Consider the following 17,539-nt stretch of genomic DNA (forward strand, 5'->3'; position numbering starts at 1 on the left):
GCGTCGGCGAACTCCCCGTCACCGAACGGGTTTTACGGTGCGTAGGCATCGCGCTCAGCGCGAAGATAGCGTTACCATCGCCCTGCCGAACTCAGATCGATACGCTTCCCCACACGTTCCGTGGTCTCGGCGTCGCTCTCCGGCCTCGGTCCATGGGGTTCGGTGCTAGCGTGGTGCTGCTCGGCAGGTCGACGGCAGGGATCGCGGAATCTCCTCGTCCGCCGTCGTGCAGCGGGCCGGGCGCGGGGGCGCCTCGACGTGACACAGCGGGGGAGAAGACGGTGACCGAGGATTCTCCATCTCGTCGCCCTCCGACGATGCGCGACGTCGCCGAGCACGCGTCGGTGAGTCCCATGACGGTGTCCCGCGTGCTGCACGACGACCCCGGGGTGAGCAAGGCGACCCGGGAACGCGTGCTCGCCGCGGTCGACTCCCTCGGCTACCGGCGCAACGAGGTCGCCCGCAACCTCCGGCTGGGGCGGACCAGCGGGCTGATCGGCCTCGTGGTCACGAACCTCGCGAACCCCTTCTACTCCCAGTTCGCCCTGGGCGTGGAGTCGGGCGTCAGCCGGCACGGCCTGAAGGTCGTCCTCACGAACACCGACGAGGACGTCGAACGCGAGCGGCGGCTCGTGGAGGAGCTGACGGCCCGCCGCGTCGACGGCATGATCGTCGTGCCCGCCGGCAACGACCACTCCCACCTCGCCGCGCAGCCGGGCTCGGTGCCCATCGTCCTGGGTGCCCGCCCCCCGTCCGGCGTGCCGCTGGACTGCGTGCTGGTGGACGACTTCGGTGGCGCGCGCGAGGCGACGGCCGGTCTCCTGGCAGCCGGCCACACCCGGCTCGGCTTCCTCGGCCTGCCGCCGTCCGTCTGGACCAGCGCCGAGCGGTTCCGCGGCTTCTGCGTCGCGCTGGAGGAGGCGGGCGTCGCGCTGGACGAGCGGTACGTGCGGCTGCGGCAGCGCACCATCCCGGCCGCCGAGGCCGCCGCCCTGGAGCTGCTCGAACTCCCCCAGCCCCCGACGGCGCTCTTCTGCGCCAACAGCCGCAACACCCTCGGGGCCTTCCGCGCCACGAGCCGGCTCGGGCGCCCCGTCAGCCTGGCGGGTTTCGACGACTTCGAGCTGGCCGACGTGCTCGGCGTGCCGCTGATCGTGGCGTACGACCCGCGCGAACTCGGCCGGCGGGCGGCGGAACTGCTGCTGCGCCGCATGAACGAGTCGGATGCCGATCCGGACAACGCCGCGCCGCTGCGTGTCGTCGTTCCCACGAAGGTCGTGCGCTACGGCGACCCCGGTTCCGGCCCTCACTGAGGGGCTTCGGATTCCACCACGTTTTCCGGCGATGGCCGGACAAACGGCCTCGTGACCTGATCCGGATATCGCGGTCGCACATTGCTTCGCGACGTGCCCCGGAAGCCATAACCGCGGCTGATACCCCTATCGCGGATCTCCGCCTTCCGCCCCCGTGACCACCGTGTTTCCATCTCATGCACTCACACCGTGGTGAGAGGAACTCCCTTGACAGCACTGCATACAGCGATAGCCATCCTCGTGGTCATCCTGCTCATTCTGGTACCGAAGGTGGAACCGGTGATCGCCCTGGTCATCGGCTCCCTCTATCTCGGTATCGCGTCCGGCCTCGGCTTCGAAGGCACCATCCACACGATCGTGGACGGATTCGGCGACATCATGGCGGAAGTCGGTCTGCTGATCGGCTTCGGCGTCCTGCTCGGCTCGCTGCTGAACTCCATGGGATCGCTGCAGAAACTGGTCGAGAAACTGCTGCGCGCCCTCGGCCCCGGAAAGCTCCCCTATGCGCTCGCCGGGGCCCTGAGCGCGGTCTTCCCGTCCATTTACGTGGACGTCCAGCTCGTCCTCGCCGCCCCGCTGGCCAAGTCCGCGGCGCCGCGGATGGGGCGCTACGGGCTGCCGATGATGAGCGGCGCGCTGAGCGCGGGCATCCTGGTCGGCTACGTGTTCGTCGTGCCCGGCCTCGGCACCCTGGCGATCGCCGGGCTGCTGCACGTACCGCTCAGCACGATGCTGGTGTACGGGTTCGTCCTCGGCCCGCTCGCCGCGCTGCTCACCACGTTCCTCTACGGCCGGCTGCTGCGCCACGGCCTGTGGAACGCGGACACCGACGAGGTGCCCGACGCCGAGAACGCGCAGGACGACCGGGACGGCCCGGACCACCAGGACGACCGCGACGCCCCGGCCACCGGCGCGGGCGGCGTGAGGTCCGCACCCCCGCGCGGATCCCGCGGGAACGCCGCGGCGCCCGGCTCCGGCCGCCGCCCGGCAGGCGGACCCGGCCCCGTCACCACCGCCGAGGCCCCCGCCGCGGCCACGTCCGTGGCGGCGGACGCGCCCGAGGCCGACGTGCCCGGAGCCCGCAGGCCGATGCCGCCGCTGTACCTCTCGCTGCTGCCGATCGTCGTCCCGCTGCTGCTCATCGCGACCGGCGCGATCAGCGACGCCGCCGGGGTGAAGTCCGATCTGCTCACCTTCCTCGGCGACCCCGCGTTCGCCCTGTTCGCCGGCCTGGTCGGCGCGTACGCCCTGGCGAAGTGGGTGCTCACCGACGAGCGGGTGGGCGAGGCGATGACCGAGGGCTTCCACAGCACGGGACAGATCCTGCTGGTCACCGGGGTCGGCGGCTCACTCGGCGCGGTGATCGGCGAGACCGGCCTCGACGACGTGCTCGCCGGGATCTTCTCCGCCGACGCGGGCATGTCCACCGTCGTGACGATCCTGCTGGTCTGGCTGGTCGCGGCGCTCCTGCACCTGGCCATCGGCTCCATCGGCGTCGCCGCCATCGCCGCGGCCGGGATCATCGCCCCGATCATGGGCGAACTCGCCGTACCGCCGGCCGTGCTGGCGCTGGCGATCGGCTCGGGATCGCTCTTCGCCCTCCAGGTGAACAGCAACTTCTTCTGGATGTTCCAGCCGCTGCTCGGGGTGACCACCCGGGGCGCGCTCAAGGCGCTCACCTTCGTCACCGCGCTGGCCTCGGTCGTCTCGCTCGCCCTCGTCATCGCCGTGAGCTTCGTGGTCTGAGGTCCGCCGCCGGTCCTCTGCGCAAGCCCGAGAGAAGGAAACGCATGCAACCCCTCCGCGGAATCACCGTCGTCTCGCTCGAACAGGCCGTCGCCGCCCCGTACGCCACCCGCCAGCTCGCCGACCTCGGCGCCCGTGTGATCAAGGTGGAGCGGCCCGGCAGCGGTGACTTCGCCCGCGCGTACGACAGCCGCGTGCGCGGGCTCAGCTCGCACTTCGTCTGGGCCAACCGCAACAAGGAGTCGCTCACCCTCGACATCAAGGATCCGCGCGGCGGCGACGTGCTGCGCCGGCTGCTCGCGCGCGCCGACGTCTTCGTGCAGAACCTGGCACCGGGCGCGGCCGAGCGCGCCGGGCTCGGCTGGGCGGAGCTGCGCGCCGCGCACCCCCGGATGGTCGTCTGCGACATCTCCGGCTACGGCACCCCTGGCCCGTACGCCACCGCGAAGGCCTACGACCTGATGGTGCAGAGCGAGTCCGGGCTGCTGTCGGTGACCGGCACGGCCGCGGAGATGGCGAAGGTGGGCATCTCGGTGTCCGACATCGCGGCGGGGATGTACGCGTACAGCTCGGTCCTCGCCGCCCTGATCGAGCGCGGCAGGACCGGCGAGGGGGCGCACGTAGAGGTGTCGATGCTGGAGGCCACGGTGGAGTGGCTGGGCTTCCCGCTCTATTACGCCTACGACGGCGCCGAGCCGCCGCCGCGGGCGGGCGCGGCGCACGCCACTATCTATCCGTACGGCCCCTTCACCGCCGGGGACGGCAAGGTCGTGATGATGTGCGTCCAGAACGAGCGCGAGTGGGCGGCCTTCTGCGAGCGCTTCCTGCGGCGGCCAGAGCTGGCGGCGCACCCGGACTACGCGGGCAACGCGGCCCGTAACGCGCACCGCGAGACCCTCGGCGCGCTCATCGCGGCGCGCTTCGCCGAGCTGACCGGCGCCGAGGCCGTCGAGCTGCTGGCGGCGGTCCCGGTGGCGTACGCCCGGGTCAACTCGCTCGCCGACGTGTGGCAGCACCCGCAGTTGGCGGCCCGCAACCGCTGGCACGAGGTGCAGACCCCGGCCGGCCCGATACCGGCGCTGGCCCCGCCCGGCCCGGTCGACGACGCCCCGCGGATGGATCCCGTGCCCGGGCTCGGCGAGCACACCCGGGACATCCTCGCCGAGGTGGGTCTCGCGGACGACGAGATCGACGCGCTGGCCGCGGGAGGCACCGTATGACCGGGCAGGCGGTGGCGCTCAGCGCGGCGGTGAGCTGGCTGTTCGTGCCCGCCACCCGGCCCGACCGGTTCGCGAAGGCCGTCGGCAGCGGTGCCGACGCCGTGATCGTCGACCTGGAGGACGCCGTGGCCGCCCGCGACAAGGCGGCCGCCCGGGACAGCCTGTCCGCCGGCTGGCCGCGGGACGCGGCCGTGCCGGTGGCGGTGCGGGTCAACGGTCCCCGGACCGCCGAGTTCGCCGACGACCTCGCCGTCTGCCGGGCGCTGTCCCCCGCGGCCGTCGTGCTGCCCAAGGCGGAGTCCGCGGCACAGGTACGGCAGGCCGCGCGGGCGGGCGGCGCCCCCGTGCTCCCCCTGATCGAGTCGGCGCGCGGGCTGGTCGGACTCGACGGCATCGCCGCGGAGCCCGACTGCCTGCGGCTGCTCTTCGGCAGCGTCGACCTCGCCCTCGATCTGGGCGTACGCGACGACCTGGCGCTCGACTCCGCGCGGGCGGATCTGGTCCGCTGGTCGGCCGCGCACGGCCTGCCCGCGCCCGTCGACGGCGTCACCACGGCGGTACGCGACGCGCCGGCCGTGGCCCGGGCCGCGGGCCGCGGCCGGGACTGGGGCTTCGGCGGCAAGCTGTGCATCCACCCGGTGCAGGTGGAGCAGGTGCACGCCGCCTACGCGCCCGACGAGGACGAGCTGGCCTGGGCCCGGCGGGTGCTGGCCGCGGGTCACGACGGCGCGGCGGCGGTGGCCGGTGAGATGATCGACCGGCCGGTCGTCGAACGCGCCCGCCGCATCGCCGCGCAGGCAGAACGGCACACCTCCGCGTAGGCGCCGGGCGGGACACGTCCCGTCGGCGAGGCATCAGTGGGAAGGCGGTGCGGAGAAACCCGTGGACATCGCTCAACTGCGAGACTTCATCGCCGTCGTCGACGCCGGCAGCCTCTCCCGGGCCACCCGGGCGCTGCACGTCTCGCAGCCCGCGATCAGCCAGCGCATGGCCCACCTCGAAGCGCATCTCGGGGTCAGGCTGCTGGACCGCGGCCCGCGCGGCGTGCGGCCCACGTCCGCGGGCCGGGCGCTGTACCGGGACGCCCAGCAGTTGGTGCGCCAGTTCGACCGGCTCGCGCAGGACATCGCCGTCAGCCGGCCGCCGGTGCACGGCCCGGTCGCGATCGGGCTGCCGACCACGGTGGCCGCGCCGCTCGCGCCCGCCCTGTTCACCTGGGTACGGGCCCACTACCCCGGCATCCACCTGCAGATGTTCGAGTCGATGAGCGGCTACGTGCACGAACTGCTGCTCGCCGGACGGCTGGACCTGGCCGCCGTCTTCCGCGAGGACGCCGCGCCGCGCCCGGCGGAGCTGCCGCTGTACTCGGAGAGCCTGTATCTGATCGGCCAACCGGATCCCGCCCCCGCGGCGCAGGCCGACGTGCCCCTGACCGACCTGCGGCACGTGCCGCTGGTGACGCCGGGCGCGCGCAGCAACCTGCGGACCCTGGTGGACCGCGCGTTCGCCGCGCACGCGATGGTGCCCGTGAACGTCGGCGACGTGGAGTCGCTCGGCACGCTCATCCGCATCGCGGAGAGCGGCGAGGCGTGCACGATCCTGCCGCGCTCGGTGGTCGCGGACCACGACCCGCACCGGCTCGGCGTGCGCCGCATCGTGGCCCCGGCGCTCCGCCGACACGTCGCCGTCCTCACCGCCACGGACCGCTACGAACCGCGGGACAGCGTCGCGGCGGTCCGCCGGGGCATCGTCGAGGTCACCCGGGAGCTGGCCGCCGCGGACCGCTGGCCGGGCATCCGGCTGGCGGAGCGCCCCGCCGCGGCGGACGCGCGGCACGAGGCGCCGTAGCAGAAGAGCGTACGGCGCGCCGCGCCCGGCCGGCGCTCAGGACGCGAAGCGGGCGCGCAGCGCCTTCTTGTCGAACTTGCCGGTGCCGGTGCGGGGCACCGCGTCCACGAGTTCGACGCGGTCCGGCAGTTGCCAGCGCGCGAAACCGCTCCGCTCCAGGTGCGTACGCACCTCGTCCAGGGTCACCGTCGCGCCGTGGCGGAGGACGACGCACACCAGCGGCCGCTCCGACCACCTCTCGTCCGGCACCGCGACCACGGCGGCCTCGGTGACGGCGTCCATCGCCATCACCGCCGACTCCATGTCGACCGAGGAGATCCACTCCCCGCCCGACTTGACGAGGTCCTTGGCGCGGTCGGTGATGACGAAGTAGCCGTCGGGCGAGCCGGTCGCGATGTCGCCGGTGACGAACCAGCCGTCCTCGGTGAACTGCCCGCCGCCCTCCTCCCCGAGGTACGCGTCCGCCACCCAGGGCCCGCGCACCAGCAGTTCGCCCATCGACGCGCCGTCCCAGGGCAGCGGGCGCCCGTCCCCGTCGCGGATCTGCGTCTGCACCCCCGGCAGGGGCAGCCCCGCCATGCCGCGGACGGCGTCCGCGAGCCGTTCCTCGTCCCAGCCGCGCATGCGCTCCTTCGGCCAGGCGAAGCTGGCGAGCGGTGACGTCTCCGTCATGCCCCAGATCTGCACCAGCGGGATGCCGAACTCGGTGCGGTAGCGGTCGATGAGTGCGCGCGCCGGCCGCGCCCCGCCGCACAGCAGGTGCCGTACGTCCGGCAGGCCGCCGCCGCGGGCGGCGAGGGCGTCCGCCACGGCCATCCACACGGTCGGCACGCCGGCGGCGACGGTCACGCGCTCCTCGGCCATCAGCTCCACGAGCGCCGCCTCGTCCAGCGGCCCGCCGTAGAACACCTGCTTGGCGCCGTACGGGGTGGCGGTGTAGGGCAGGCCCCAGGCGTTGGCGTGGAACATCGGCACCACCGGAAGCACGGCGTCGCCCGGGCCGATGGACATCGCGGCCCGGGAGGATCCTGCGAGGGCGTGCAGCATGGTCGAGCGGTGGGTGTAGACCACGCCCTTGGGCCGGCCCGTGGTACCGGAGGTGTAGCAGAGGCCGAGCGGCGACCGCTCGTCGATCTCGCGCGGCTCGTACGTCACGGGCTGCGCGGCGATGAGCTCTTCGTAGGCCAGGGCGCCCGGCAGCGTGGTGCCGGGCGGCACCCGGTCCGCGAGGACCACCACGTGGTCGACGCCCGCGAGGCCGCCGCGCTCCGCGACCTGTTCCAGCAGCGGCAGCAGGTCGGCGTCCACGAGCACGACCCGGTCGTCGGCGTGCTTGACGATGTAGGCGAGTTCGTCCGCGGACAGCCGTACGTTCAGGGTGTGCAGCACCCGTCCGGTGCAGGGCACCGCCCAGTACGCCTCCAGGTGCCGGTAGCCGTTCCAGGCCAGCGTGGCCACCCTGGCGCCGGACGGCAGCGCCAGGGCGTCGAGCGCGTGCATGAGCTGCTGCGCCCGGCGCCCGAAGTCCGCGTAGGTGTAGCGGTGCCGGCTCCCGTCCGGGAAGCGGGTGACGACCTCGGTGTCGTGGAAGTAGCGCGGCCCGTGGTCGAACAGCAGCCAACTGTTGAGCGGGATGTCCATCATCGCCATGGCGGACATGTTGACCGGGGTCCGGGACCCGGACCACGGAGGAAAACCACACTCCGGACCGCCGCCTTGTGGAGACCTTCTCTGTAGTCGCGCGTGCCGTCCGCTTCTACGTTCTCCCCGACGCCGACGCCCTGTCGGCACCCACCCCGCGGCATCCGAGGTCGGCATGACGAGCACGACGAGAACGACGAGCGGTGACACCACCGCACTCCCGCGCGCCATCCTGTCCACCCGTGGCCTGACGAAGGCGTTCCAGGGCTTCCGCGCCGTCGACGACGTGGACCTGGACGTCGCGGAAGGCACGGTCCACGCCCTGGTGGGCCCCAACGGGGCCGGGAAGACGACCCTGTTCAACCTGCTGACCGGCTTCCTGCCGCCGTCGGCGGGGCGGATCGAGCTGGCGGAGCAGGACATCACCGGGCTGCCGCCGGAGCGGGTGGCGCGTCTCGGCGTGGCCCGCTCCTTCCAGGTCACCAGCCTCTTCCCCGGCGTGACGGCACGCGCGCATCTGGAACTCGCGCTGCAGGCGGGCACCGACCTGGGCCGCCGGTTCTGGCGGTCGGACAAGCTGCTGGCGCGGTTCACCGAGCGCGCGCGGGAACTGCTGGACCAGGTGGGCCTGGCGGAGCGGGCCGAGTCGCCGGCGGGCAGCCTGCCGTACGGGCAGAAGCGCGCGCTGGAGCTGGCCCTCGCGCTCGCCCTCGACCCCCGGGTGCTGCTCCTCGACGAACCCACGGCCGGCATGGGATTGGAGGACGTGGACCGCACCGTCGCGCTGGTGGACCGCATCCGCGCCGGCCGCACGGTGGTGCTGGTCGAGCACAACATGAGCGTCGTCGGCTCACTGGCCGACACCGTCACGGTGCTGCAGCGCGGACGGGTGCTCGTCGAGGGTCCGTACCGGACCGTCCGCTCCGACCCGCGGGTCGTCGAGGCGTACCTGGGGGCCGGCGTTGCTTGAGGTGCAGGGCGTGACCGCCCACTACGACGAGGCCGAGGTGCTGCGCGAGGTGTCGCTGACCGTCGGCGCCGGCGAGGTCGTGACGCTCGTGGGCCGCAACGGAGCGGGGAAGACCACGCTCCTGCGCTGTGTGATGGGCCTACACAAGCGCACCACCGGGACCATCCGCCTGGCGGGCCGGGACCTGGGCGCGGTACCGCCGCACCGCAGGGCCCGCCGGGGCCTCGGGTACGTCCCCGACGACCGCGGCATCTACGCGGGTCTCAGCGTCGAGGAGAACCTCACCCTGCCGCCGGCCACAGCGGATTCGGCCTGGCCGCTGGCGCGCGTGTACGAGGAGTTCCCGGCGCTCGCCGAGCGCCGCCGCAGTGCGGGCGGCAAGCTCTCCGGCGGCGAGCAGCAGATGCTCGCCCTCGCCCGGGTGCTCCGCACCGGCGCCGGGGTGCTGCTCTGCGACGAGCCGACCGAGGGACTGGCGCCGATCGTCGTCGAGCGCATCGGCGAGATCCTGCGCGAGGCCAAGCGGCACGGCACCGCGGTGCTGCTGGTGGAGCAGAACCTGCGCTTCGCCGCCACCGTCGCCGACCGCCACTACCTGCTGGACCGCGGCCGGATCGCCGAGTCGCTGGCCAACGACGACGTGCGCGAGCGCGAGCACGAACTCCTGGACTACCTGGGCCTGTAGCCCGGCCATCGCAAGGGCCCTCACGGCAACATCGACCACTTCAAGGAGGAAGCATGGGACACCCATGGTCGAAAGCCGCGGTCGCCACGGCCACGGTGGTGGCGGGATCGCTGCTGGCGGGCTGCGGCGGCGGCGGACCGGGGTCCGGCGGCGGCAAGATCAGCGACGGCGGAATCACCCTGGGCGTGCTCACGGACCTCTCCGGCGTCTACGCGGAGCTGGCCGGCGAGGACGCGGTCACGGCGGTGGAGATGGCCGTGGCGGACTTCGAGAAGAAGCACGGCGGCGACGCGGTCACCGACGACATCGAGGTCATCTCGGCGGACCACCAGAACAAGCCGGACGTCGCCAACACCCAGGCGCGGGACATGTACGACCGCGAGAAGGCCGACGCCGTCTTCGACGTGCCGACCTCCTCCGCGGCGCTCGCCGTGGCGAACGTCGCCGCGCAGTCGAAGAAGCTGTACTTCAACATCGGCGCCGCGACCACGGAGCTGGCCGGCGAGTCCTGCAACCCGTACACGTACGCCTGGGCCTACGACACCTACATGCTGGCCAACGGGACCGGCACCGAGGTGACGAAGCAGGGCGGCGAGAGCTGGTATCTCATCTATCCGGACTACGCCTTCGGCCAGGACATGGAGAAGCAGTTCAGCACCGCCATCGAGGGGGCCGGCGGTGAGGTGGTGGGCAAGGACCCGACCCCGTTCCCCAACGACAACTTCTCCACGTTCCTGCTCAAGGCGTCCGCGAAGAAGCCGGCCCCGGACGTGCTCGGCACGCTCCAGGCGGGCGGCGACCTGGTCAACGTCGTCAAGCAGTACCAGCAGTTCAAACTCAAGGACAAGGACATCCAGCTCGCCATCGGCCTGATGTTCGACACCGACATCAAGGCGATCGGGCAGGACAAGCTCGCCGGGACGATGTTCACCTCCCCCTGGTTCTGGAACGTCGACGAGGAGTCGCGGCAGTGGGCCGAGCGGTTCAGGGAGAAGGCGGGCACGTGGCCGACGTTCGACCACGCCGCCAACTACTCCGCCGCCACGCACTACCTCGAAGCCGTGCAGCGGGCCGGGACCGACGACGCGGAAGAGGTCAACAAGGAGCTGGAGGGCATGAAGTTCGACGACTTCTTCGCCCGCAACGCCGAGGTGCGCGCGGCCGACCACCGCGTCGTGCACGACGCCTACCTGGCCCGGGTCAAGGACCCAGCCGACAGCGAGACCGAGGGCGACTTCACCGAGAAGGTGGAGACCATCCCCGCCACCGAGGCGTTCGGCCCGGTCTCACCCGACTGCTCGATGAACTGACCGGCGCACCCACGGCCGCGGCCCGCGGAACTCCCGCCCCGGGCCGCGGCGGACGGACGGGACCACGATGACCTCCTTCCTGCAACAGGCGTTCAACGGCCTGGTCTCCGGCGGCTTCTACGCGCTGCTCGCCCTCGGCCTCGCCGTCATCTTCGGCATGCTCCACGTCGTCAACTTCGCGCACGGCGCCGTCTACATGCTCGGCGCGTTCGGCGCGGTGGCCCTGCAGGACTCCGCGGGTCTCGGGTTCTGGTGGGCGCTGCTGCTGGTGCCGCTCGCCGCCGCGCTGGCCGGCATGCTGCTGGAGCGGCTGCTCATCCACCGGCTCGCCGCCCTCGACCCGCTCTACAACTTCCTGCTCACCTTCGGCATCGCGCTGGTCTGCCAGGACCTGCTGCGCATGAAGTACGGCGCCCAGTCCACCCCGTACGACGAGGGCCCCTTCCCGGGCACCGTCGACCTCGGGCTCTTCGACTACCCCGCGTACCAGGTCTTCGTCCTCGGCGCCGCGGCCGTCGTCTGCCTCGCCGTCTGGCTGCTGCTGACCCGCACCCGGGTCGGCACGGTGGTGCGCGCGGCCACCGAACGGCCGGAGCTGACCAGGGCGCTGGGCATCGACACCGCCCGCTGGGTCATGCCCGTGTTCGGCTTCGGCGTCGCGCTCGCCGCGCTGGCCGGGGTGCTCGCCGCGCCGATGCGCGCGGTCAACTCGGGCATGGGCGCGGACCTGATCATCGTGGTCTTCGCGGTCGTCGTCATCGGCGGCCTCGGCTCCATCCCCGGCGCGGTGTTCGCCGGCTTCGCCATCGGGATGCTCCAGGCACTCGGCAACCTCTACGTCCCCGTCCTCTCGCAGACGTCGGTCTTCCTGCTGATGGCCGTGGTGCTGCTGGTCCGGCCGGCCGGACTCTTCGGCAAGGAGGAACACGCCCTATGATCCTCGCCCTGCTCGACCGGCTCGGCACCAGGCCCGCCTGGCTGCGCTGGGGGCTGCTGGCCGCCGGCCTCGTGTCCGTCCTCGGACTGCCGTGGGTCCTCTATCCCCCGGTGGCCGCCGACATCCTCTGCTGGGGGCTGTTCGCCGTCGCGTTCGACCTGCTGCTGGGGCACGCCGGGCTGCTGTCCTTCGGGCACGCCGCGTTCTGGGGCACCTCGGCGTACACGACCGGGCTCATCGCCATCCACGCCGGTGTGCCGTTCCCGCTGGCGGTGGCCGGCGGCGCGGTGGCCGCCGCGGTCGTCGCCGTGCCCATCGGGCTGCTCGCGGTCCGCCGCAGCGGCATCTACTTCGCCATGGTGACCCTCGCCTTCGCGCAGATGATCTACTTCATCGCCAACCAGTGGGGTGACCTCACGGGCGGCGAGAACGGGCTTCAGGGCATTCCGCGCGAACTGCCGGGTGTCGACCTGTCGGACTCCTTCGTCTACTACTACGCGGCGCTGCCCCTGGTCCTCGCCGGCCTGGCCGCCGCCTGGCGCATCGTGCACTCGCCGTTCGGCCGCGTCGTCGCCGCGGTACGGGACAACCCGGCCCGCGCCCGGGCGCTCGGCTACTCCGTCGACCGCTACAAGGTGGTCGTCTTCACCGTCTCCGCGTTCCTCTCCGGGCTCGCCGGCGGGCTGTACGCCGTCAACCACGGGTTCGCCTCGCTGCAGGAGGTGTACTGGACGACCTCGGGGAAGGTCGTCGTGATGACGGTGCTCGGCGGCATCGGCACCCTGTGGGGCAGCCTGCTGGGGGCGGCGGCCGTCGTACGGCTGGAGGACTGGCTGTCGACCTCCGGGTTCGACGAGGTCGGGATCGTCACCGGCAGCCTGTTCATCCTCGTCGTCCTCCTGTTCCGCCGCGGCATCTGGGGCACCGTGTCGCATCTGCTCCGGCCGCGCGGCGACACCGCGAGCATGCGGTCCGCCGACTCCGGGAACGGTACGGTGCGTGACCCCGCCGCCGGCGACCGGCCGGAGCGCTCCCTGGTAAGGGAGCCGTGAGGGAGGAGGCCGCGATGGGCACGGACCTGCCCACCACCGCCCACGCCGCAGGCACGGCAGGAATGGCGGCCGAGCGCCTGCTGCGGCTCCTGCGCGACGGCGCGTCCAGGCGGGAGTACGAGGAACTGCTCGCCGGCGCGCAGGGCGAGGCCGCCGTGGCGCTGCGCCCCCTGGTCGACGACGCGCTGGCGGTACGCGCGCAGTTGGAGGAGCGCCGCCGGCGCGAGGCGGAGCTGGCCGCGCTGTACGAGACGGCGGGCGACCTGTCCTCGCTGCGCGACCTGGAGGCCGTGCTGCAGGCGATCGTCCGCCGCGTACGCCAGCTCATCGGCACCGACGCCGCCTACCTCATGCTCAACGACGACGACCGCGGCGACACCTACATGCGCGTCACCGACGGCATCCGCACCGACTCCTTCAAGCAGGTGCGGCTCGCGATGGGCGCGGGGCTCGGCGGCCTCGTCGCCAAGACGGGCGTGCCCTACCACACCCCGGACTACCTCAACGACCCGCGCTTCGACCACACCATCGACGACGCCGTCGGCGGCGAAGGGGTCACGGCGATCCAGGGCGTGCCCCTGTCCCTGGGCGACCGGGTCATCGGCGTGCTCTTCGCCGCCAACCGCAGGGCCCGCCCCTTCTCGCAGGCCGAGGTGGCGCTGCTGGTGTCCCTCGCCAACCACGCGGCCATCGCCATCGAGAACGCCACCCTCTTCCAGGACGTGCGCCGCACGGTCGACGAGCTGACCGAGGCCAACGCGGTCATCCAGGCGCACAGCCGGTCCATCGAGCGGGCCGCGGCCCTGCACGAGCGGCTGACCACCATCGTCCTGGACGGCGGCGGCCTCGCGGACGTGGCCGACACCCTCGCCGAAGTGCTCGGCGGCGGCCTCCTGGTCCTCGACCCGCGCGGCCGCACCATGGCCGCGGCCGGCACCGACCCGGTGGTCGAGCAGGCCCGCGCCGAAGGCGCGCTGCCCGACTCCTGTCCTGCGGCGCGCGCCGTACGCGAGGCGCGCGTGCTGAGCACCGACGCGCGCAGGACGCGCCGGGTAGCGGCCGCGGACGGCGGCGGTGCCGCCTGCGCCACCCCCGTGGTCGCCGGCGGCGAGGTGCAGGGCGTCCTGCTGCTGCTCTGCCGTCGCATCGGTGCCGACGACGTACGGCTGCTGGAGCGGGCGGCGATGGTCACCGCGCTGCTGCTGCTCGGCGAGCGGACGGTGGCAGAGGCGGAGCACCGGCTGCGCGGCGAGTTCCTCGACGACCTGCTTTCGTCCCCCCACCGCGACCCGGAGGGGCTGCACCGCAGGGCCGCGCTGATGGGCATCGCCCACGGCCGTCCGCACACCGTGCTCACCGCCCGCTCCCGGGACGGCGCGTCCCGGCGGCGCATCGCGGACGCCGCGGCCCCCTACGCGGCCCGCCACGGCGGCCTGGCCGGGGAGCACCACGGGGACGTCGTGGTGCTGCTGTCCGGCGACACGGACCCGGGGGCGCAGGCCCGTGCCCTCGCGGAGCACCTGCGGCGCACCCTGGACGCGGCGGTGACCGTCGGTGCCGCGGCCGCGTCCGCCGGGCTTGAGGCCATCGTGGAAGCCCATCCGGACGCGGTGCGCTGCCTGGACGTCCTGCTCGCCCTGGACCGCGACGGCGAGGGCGCGTCACCCGACGAACTCGGTGTCTACGGCCTGCTGTTCCACCAGACCGGCCGCGACGAGCTGCGCCGCTTCGTACGCCGGACGCTCGGCCCGGTGCTCGACTACGACGAGCGCCGCAGCGGCGACCTGGCCCGTACCATGACGACCTACTTCGCCTGCGACGCCAACCTCACCCGCACCGCCGCCGCCCTCTACGTCCACGTCAACACCCTCTACCAGCGCATCGACCGCATCACCTCGCTGCTCGGCCCGCAGTGGCGGCACGGGGACCACAGGCTGCAGACGCACCTGGCGGTGAAGGTGCACGCCATACTCTCCGCCTCGGCGGAACCCGGCTGAGGCGGCCGGCCGGCTCACTCACGACAGCAGCCCGCGGTTCCCGTCGCCCCACAGGGCGGTCATGACGATCCCGTGGATCCGCCAGCCCCCGGCGGTGCGTACGAGGTCGAAGCGGTAGGTGCCGCCCAGCGTCCACAGCGAGCCGCCGTACGCCTCCGCCCTGCGGTGCGTCGCCTGGAAGGACGCGGTGCACACGGCCGAGGCACCGGTGACGGTGACGAGGTGGTTGCCGAGCAGGTGCTGGGTGGTCTCGTACGCGCCGAGCAGTTCCCGCCAGCCGTCGGCGATCTGGCCGGGGGTCATGACGGCGGGCTCGCCGCCGTTGAGGCTGGTGTAGTCGAGGGTGACGTTGTCGGCGAAGACGCCGGCCAGTCGGTTCCAGTCACGCTGGTCGGCGTACCAGGCCATACGGGTGCAGGTGTCGATGACATCCAGTCGGTCCATGCCGACGATCATGTCCGCGCAGCGGCGCCGCGGGCCGCCGGACTCGCTGCGCGGGAGGGTGCAGCATCGTGCATGCCGCGCGAAGCCTACAGCCGGCCGCGCTCCTCGGGGGCCGCCCGGGCGAAAGCCGTCACTCTCTGGTGACGGGTGGGGCACACTGAGGCACATGCCCGACAACGCCGACCGCGAGCCCCAGCGGGTGACCATCCGCCTCCCCGACCCGGACGACCCGGTCGGCCACGTCACCGAAACGGATGCCGCGCAGTACGCGATGCGCTACCCGTACATAGTGGTACGCGGCCCGCTGTTCGGCGTCGCCGAGCAGCGCACCGGCGACGCACGGCGCTGGCGGCTGCGCTCCGACATGGACTCCGGCATGCCGCAGGACGCCCGCGACGCGCTCAACTCGCAGTTGTGGTTCACCGCCCGGGACAAGGTCAGCGATCGCGAGCAGCGCCGCCGGCTGCTGGACGCGGTGGCGGTGCTGGAGCGGGAGCCGGTCGACGAGGTCAGGGTCGGCGACGTCCGCCACCGCATCGTGCGGGCCGACGAGTTCACCCGCACCGACGGCCGGCGCCCCGAGCCGCCGCGCCCGACGGACCCGGACTCGGACGGCTGGGAGGACGACGACACCCCCTCGCGCACCGAGGGCTTCGTCGTCGACCCCGACGCCGCGACCGGCCCGGCGGAAGCGCTCCTGCGGATGGCGCTGAAGGACTACTCGTACTCGTCTCCGCGCTTTCCCCGCCAGGTGCTCGATGACTCCGCGGCGGCCGTCGTCTCCCACCCGGACGTGGTCATGCTCCCCCCGGCGTTCCGGGTGCTGGAGCAGCACGAGAAGACGTGGGAGATGATCGGCTGCCAGCACGCCACGCCGCAGCAGGCGCGGCGCCTGCTGGCCGACTTCCTCACCAACGAGCACGGCTTCCCCCCGCCGATGGGCCCGCCCGAGGCGGACGCGGCGGCCTGCCGGCGGGCCGCGGACGCCTACCGCCGGCGCCGCCGGGGCAACGAAGTCGAGGTGTGCGGGCGGAAGTTCGTGATCGTGCGGGTGGAGCGGACGATGCGTATCGGAGCCGACGGTCCTGAGACACCGCGCCCCTCGGACGTGGACGACTACGGGCCGAGCCAGATCCATCCGACCATGGACGCGGACGGCACCGTCACCCCCAACTGAGGGCAGACGGGCGACCGCCCGCACGCCGTCAGCCCAGCGGTACGAACGGCCGGTTCAGGTGCGCCGTGGCGAGCACCGCGCCGCGCTCGCGGGCCCGTTCCAGCAGCAGGCGCCGGGTGCGGCGGGCCAGGCCGGGGTCTTCCTCGAAGAAGTACCGTACGGCCGGATCGGCGAGCTGCACCGCGTGGACGAGGACGTCGCCGGCGATGACGATCTGCCGGCGGCCGCCGTCCACGACCACCGACTGGTGGCCGGGGGTGTGTCCCGGCGTCGGTACGAGCGTCACGGCGCCGCCGCGGCCGCCGGCCAGCCGGGTGCCGCCGTCGACGACGTGGAGCCGCCCGGCGGCGCGCAGCGGGTCGACGGCGTGCCTGACCGCGGCGTCGCCGGGGGCGAGGGCGGCGAGTTCCGCGGCCTGGACGACGTAGCGGGCGCGAGGGAAGGCGGGCCGGCCGTCGGGGGTGACGGACCAGCCGTAGTGGTCCTCGTGCAGGTGGCTGAGGACGACGGCGTCCACGTCGCCGGGCGCGATGCCGGCGGCGGCCAGCCGCCCGGGGAGCAGTCCCGGCACCGGCGCCCAGCTCGCGGCGGGGCTGCCGGCCGGGCCGATTCCGGAGTCGACGAGCACGACCCGGCCACCGGGCCTCCGTACGGCGAAGCAGCGGAAGTCCAGCTCCCAGGCGTCGCCGGGCCCGAACGCCCGCGGGTCGACGCGCCGCGCGTCCGCCCACGCACCGGCGGAGGCGCCGGGGAAGGCGTCCGTACGGGACAGGGGGAACGTCCCGTGTGCGTCGAGCAGCGCCACCACCTCGAACCGCCCGGCCCGGCACACGGCCACCCCGGCGACCTCCGGCCAGGCGGGCGCCGCTCCGGACGCCTCCGGGCGGGACCAACCCGGGTCGGAGGACGCGAGGTCGGACGACGCGGGGCCGGACGCACCAGAACCGGCGGCCGGACCGTCCGCAGGCACGCGGCGCGACCGGGGCGCGGCAGCGGCGGCAGCGCCTGTCGCCGAGGCGGCGGCCGCCCCCGCGGCCACCGCCCCCACCCCCCGCAGCATCCGCCGGCGCCCCCACACGCCGACGGCGGCCGCTCCTCCCCGCGAGCCCTCCGCCCCGCGGGTCACGTCGCCCGTCGGGTCCCCCGCGCCACCGGCCGCCTCGCCGCCCGGCACGGGCCTCCCCCCACCGGCTCCTGCG

Annotated in this window: 15 protein-coding genes; 12 read left to right on the plus strand and 3 right to left on the minus strand. The window is 73.4% G+C overall.

The genetic code is table 11. The features are described from left to right. Window positions 1-317 precede the first annotated feature (317 nt). The 5 genes from OG946_RS02445 (at window position 318) to OG946_RS02465 (ending at window position 6,127) form a co-directional block, all read left to right on the plus strand. Complete coding sequence (locus OG946_RS02445) at window positions 318-1,313, plus strand: LacI family DNA-binding transcriptional regulator (RefSeq protein WP_326794503.1); 996 nt, start codon at window positions 318-320, stop codon at window positions 1,311-1,313. Between the two features lie 207 nt (window positions 1,314-1,520). Further along, window positions 1,521-3,059, plus strand: coding sequence for a GntP family permease (locus OG946_RS02450; RefSeq protein WP_326794504.1), 1,539 nt, complete (start codon window positions 1,521-1,523; stop codon window positions 3,057-3,059). A gap of 44 nt (window positions 3,060-3,103) precedes the next feature. Beyond that, a complete protein-coding gene (locus OG946_RS02455) occupies window positions 3,104-4,279 on the plus strand; it encodes a CaiB/BaiF CoA transferase family protein (protein ID WP_326794505.1) in 1,176 nt (391 codons plus the stop codon). Next, window positions 4,276-5,100, plus strand: coding sequence for an HpcH/HpaI aldolase/citrate lyase family protein (locus OG946_RS02460; protein ID WP_326794506.1), 825 nt, complete (start codon window positions 4,276-4,278; stop codon window positions 5,098-5,100). The genes OG946_RS02455 and OG946_RS02460 overlap by 4 nt, the downstream gene beginning before the upstream one ends. 61 nt (window positions 5,101-5,161) lie before the next feature. Then, window positions 5,162-6,127, plus strand: a complete 966-nt coding sequence (locus OG946_RS02465; RefSeq protein WP_326794507.1) for a LysR substrate-binding domain-containing protein — start codon at window positions 5,162-5,164, stop codon at window positions 6,125-6,127. A gap of 36 nt (window positions 6,128-6,163) precedes the next feature. Here OG946_RS02465 and OG946_RS02470 read toward each other — a convergent pair whose 3' ends face one another. Continuing rightward, window positions 6,164-7,777 carry a long-chain fatty acid--CoA ligase gene (locus OG946_RS02470; RefSeq protein ID WP_326794508.1) on the minus strand — a complete coding sequence of 538 codons (1,614 nt, stop codon included), beginning with the start codon at window positions 7,775-7,777 and terminating at the stop codon, window positions 6,164-6,166. A 166-nt stretch (window positions 7,778-7,943) separates the two neighbouring features. On the opposite strand from OG946_RS02470, the gene OG946_RS02475 reads away from it, so the two are divergent. From OG946_RS02475 to OG946_RS02500, 6 genes are all read left to right on the plus strand, one after another. Then, window positions 7,944-8,738 carry an ABC transporter ATP-binding protein gene (locus tag OG946_RS02475; RefSeq protein ID WP_326794509.1) on the plus strand — a complete coding sequence of 265 codons (795 nt, stop codon included), beginning with the start codon at window positions 7,944-7,946 and terminating at the stop codon, window positions 8,736-8,738. A gap of 10 nt (window positions 8,739-8,748) precedes the next feature. Further along, window positions 8,749-9,423: an ABC transporter ATP-binding protein gene (locus OG946_RS02480; protein ID WP_326794510.1), complete on the plus strand. Its 675-nt coding sequence runs from the start codon at window positions 8,749-8,751 to the stop codon at window positions 9,421-9,423. A gap of 53 nt (window positions 9,424-9,476) precedes the next feature. Continuing rightward, window positions 9,477-10,733 carry an ABC transporter substrate-binding protein gene (locus OG946_RS02485; RefSeq protein WP_326794511.1) on the plus strand — a complete coding sequence of 419 codons (1,257 nt, stop codon included), beginning with the start codon at window positions 9,477-9,479 and terminating at the stop codon, window positions 10,731-10,733. Between the two features lie 67 nt (window positions 10,734-10,800). After that, window positions 10,801-11,670, plus strand: a complete 870-nt coding sequence (locus OG946_RS02490; protein ID WP_326794512.1) for a branched-chain amino acid ABC transporter permease — start codon at window positions 10,801-10,803, stop codon at window positions 11,668-11,670. Next, the gene (locus OG946_RS02495; protein WP_326794513.1) at window positions 11,667-12,722 is read left to right on the plus strand and encodes a branched-chain amino acid ABC transporter permease; all 1,056 of its coding nucleotides are present in this window, start codon (window positions 11,667-11,669) and stop codon (window positions 12,720-12,722) included. Before OG946_RS02490 ends, OG946_RS02495 begins: the two co-directional genes overlap by 4 nt. 14 nt (window positions 12,723-12,736) lie before the next feature. Continuing rightward, window positions 12,737-14,719, plus strand: coding sequence for a helix-turn-helix domain-containing protein (locus OG946_RS02500; protein WP_326794514.1), 1,983 nt, complete (start codon window positions 12,737-12,739; stop codon window positions 14,717-14,719). 18 nt (window positions 14,720-14,737) lie between these two features. Here the strand turns inward: OG946_RS02500 and OG946_RS02505 are convergent, their stop codons facing one another. Next, window positions 14,738-15,163 carry a nuclear transport factor 2 family protein gene (locus OG946_RS02505; RefSeq protein ID WP_326794515.1) on the minus strand — a complete coding sequence of 142 codons (426 nt, stop codon included), beginning with the start codon at window positions 15,161-15,163 and terminating at the stop codon, window positions 14,738-14,740. A 166-nt stretch (window positions 15,164-15,329) separates the two neighbouring features. Between OG946_RS02505 and OG946_RS02510 the strand changes: the two genes are divergently transcribed. Further along, on the plus strand, window positions 15,330-16,340 hold the full coding sequence (locus OG946_RS02510) for a DUF5954 family protein (RefSeq protein WP_326794516.1): 1,011 nt from the start codon (window positions 15,330-15,332) through the stop codon (window positions 16,338-16,340). Window positions 16,341-16,368: 28 nt separating this feature from the next. Here the strand turns inward: OG946_RS02510 and OG946_RS02515 are convergent, their stop codons facing one another. Continuing rightward, on the minus strand, window positions 16,369-17,514 hold the full coding sequence (locus OG946_RS02515) for an MBL fold metallo-hydrolase (protein WP_326794517.1): 1,146 nt from the start codon (window positions 17,512-17,514) through the stop codon (window positions 16,369-16,371). Window positions 17,515-17,539: the final 25 nt, after the last annotated feature.

The organism is Streptomyces sp. NBC_01808, from assembly GCF_035917395.1.
In the GTDB taxonomy this organism is placed as follows: Bacteria; Actinomycetota; Actinomycetes; order Streptomycetales; family Streptomycetaceae; genus Streptomyces.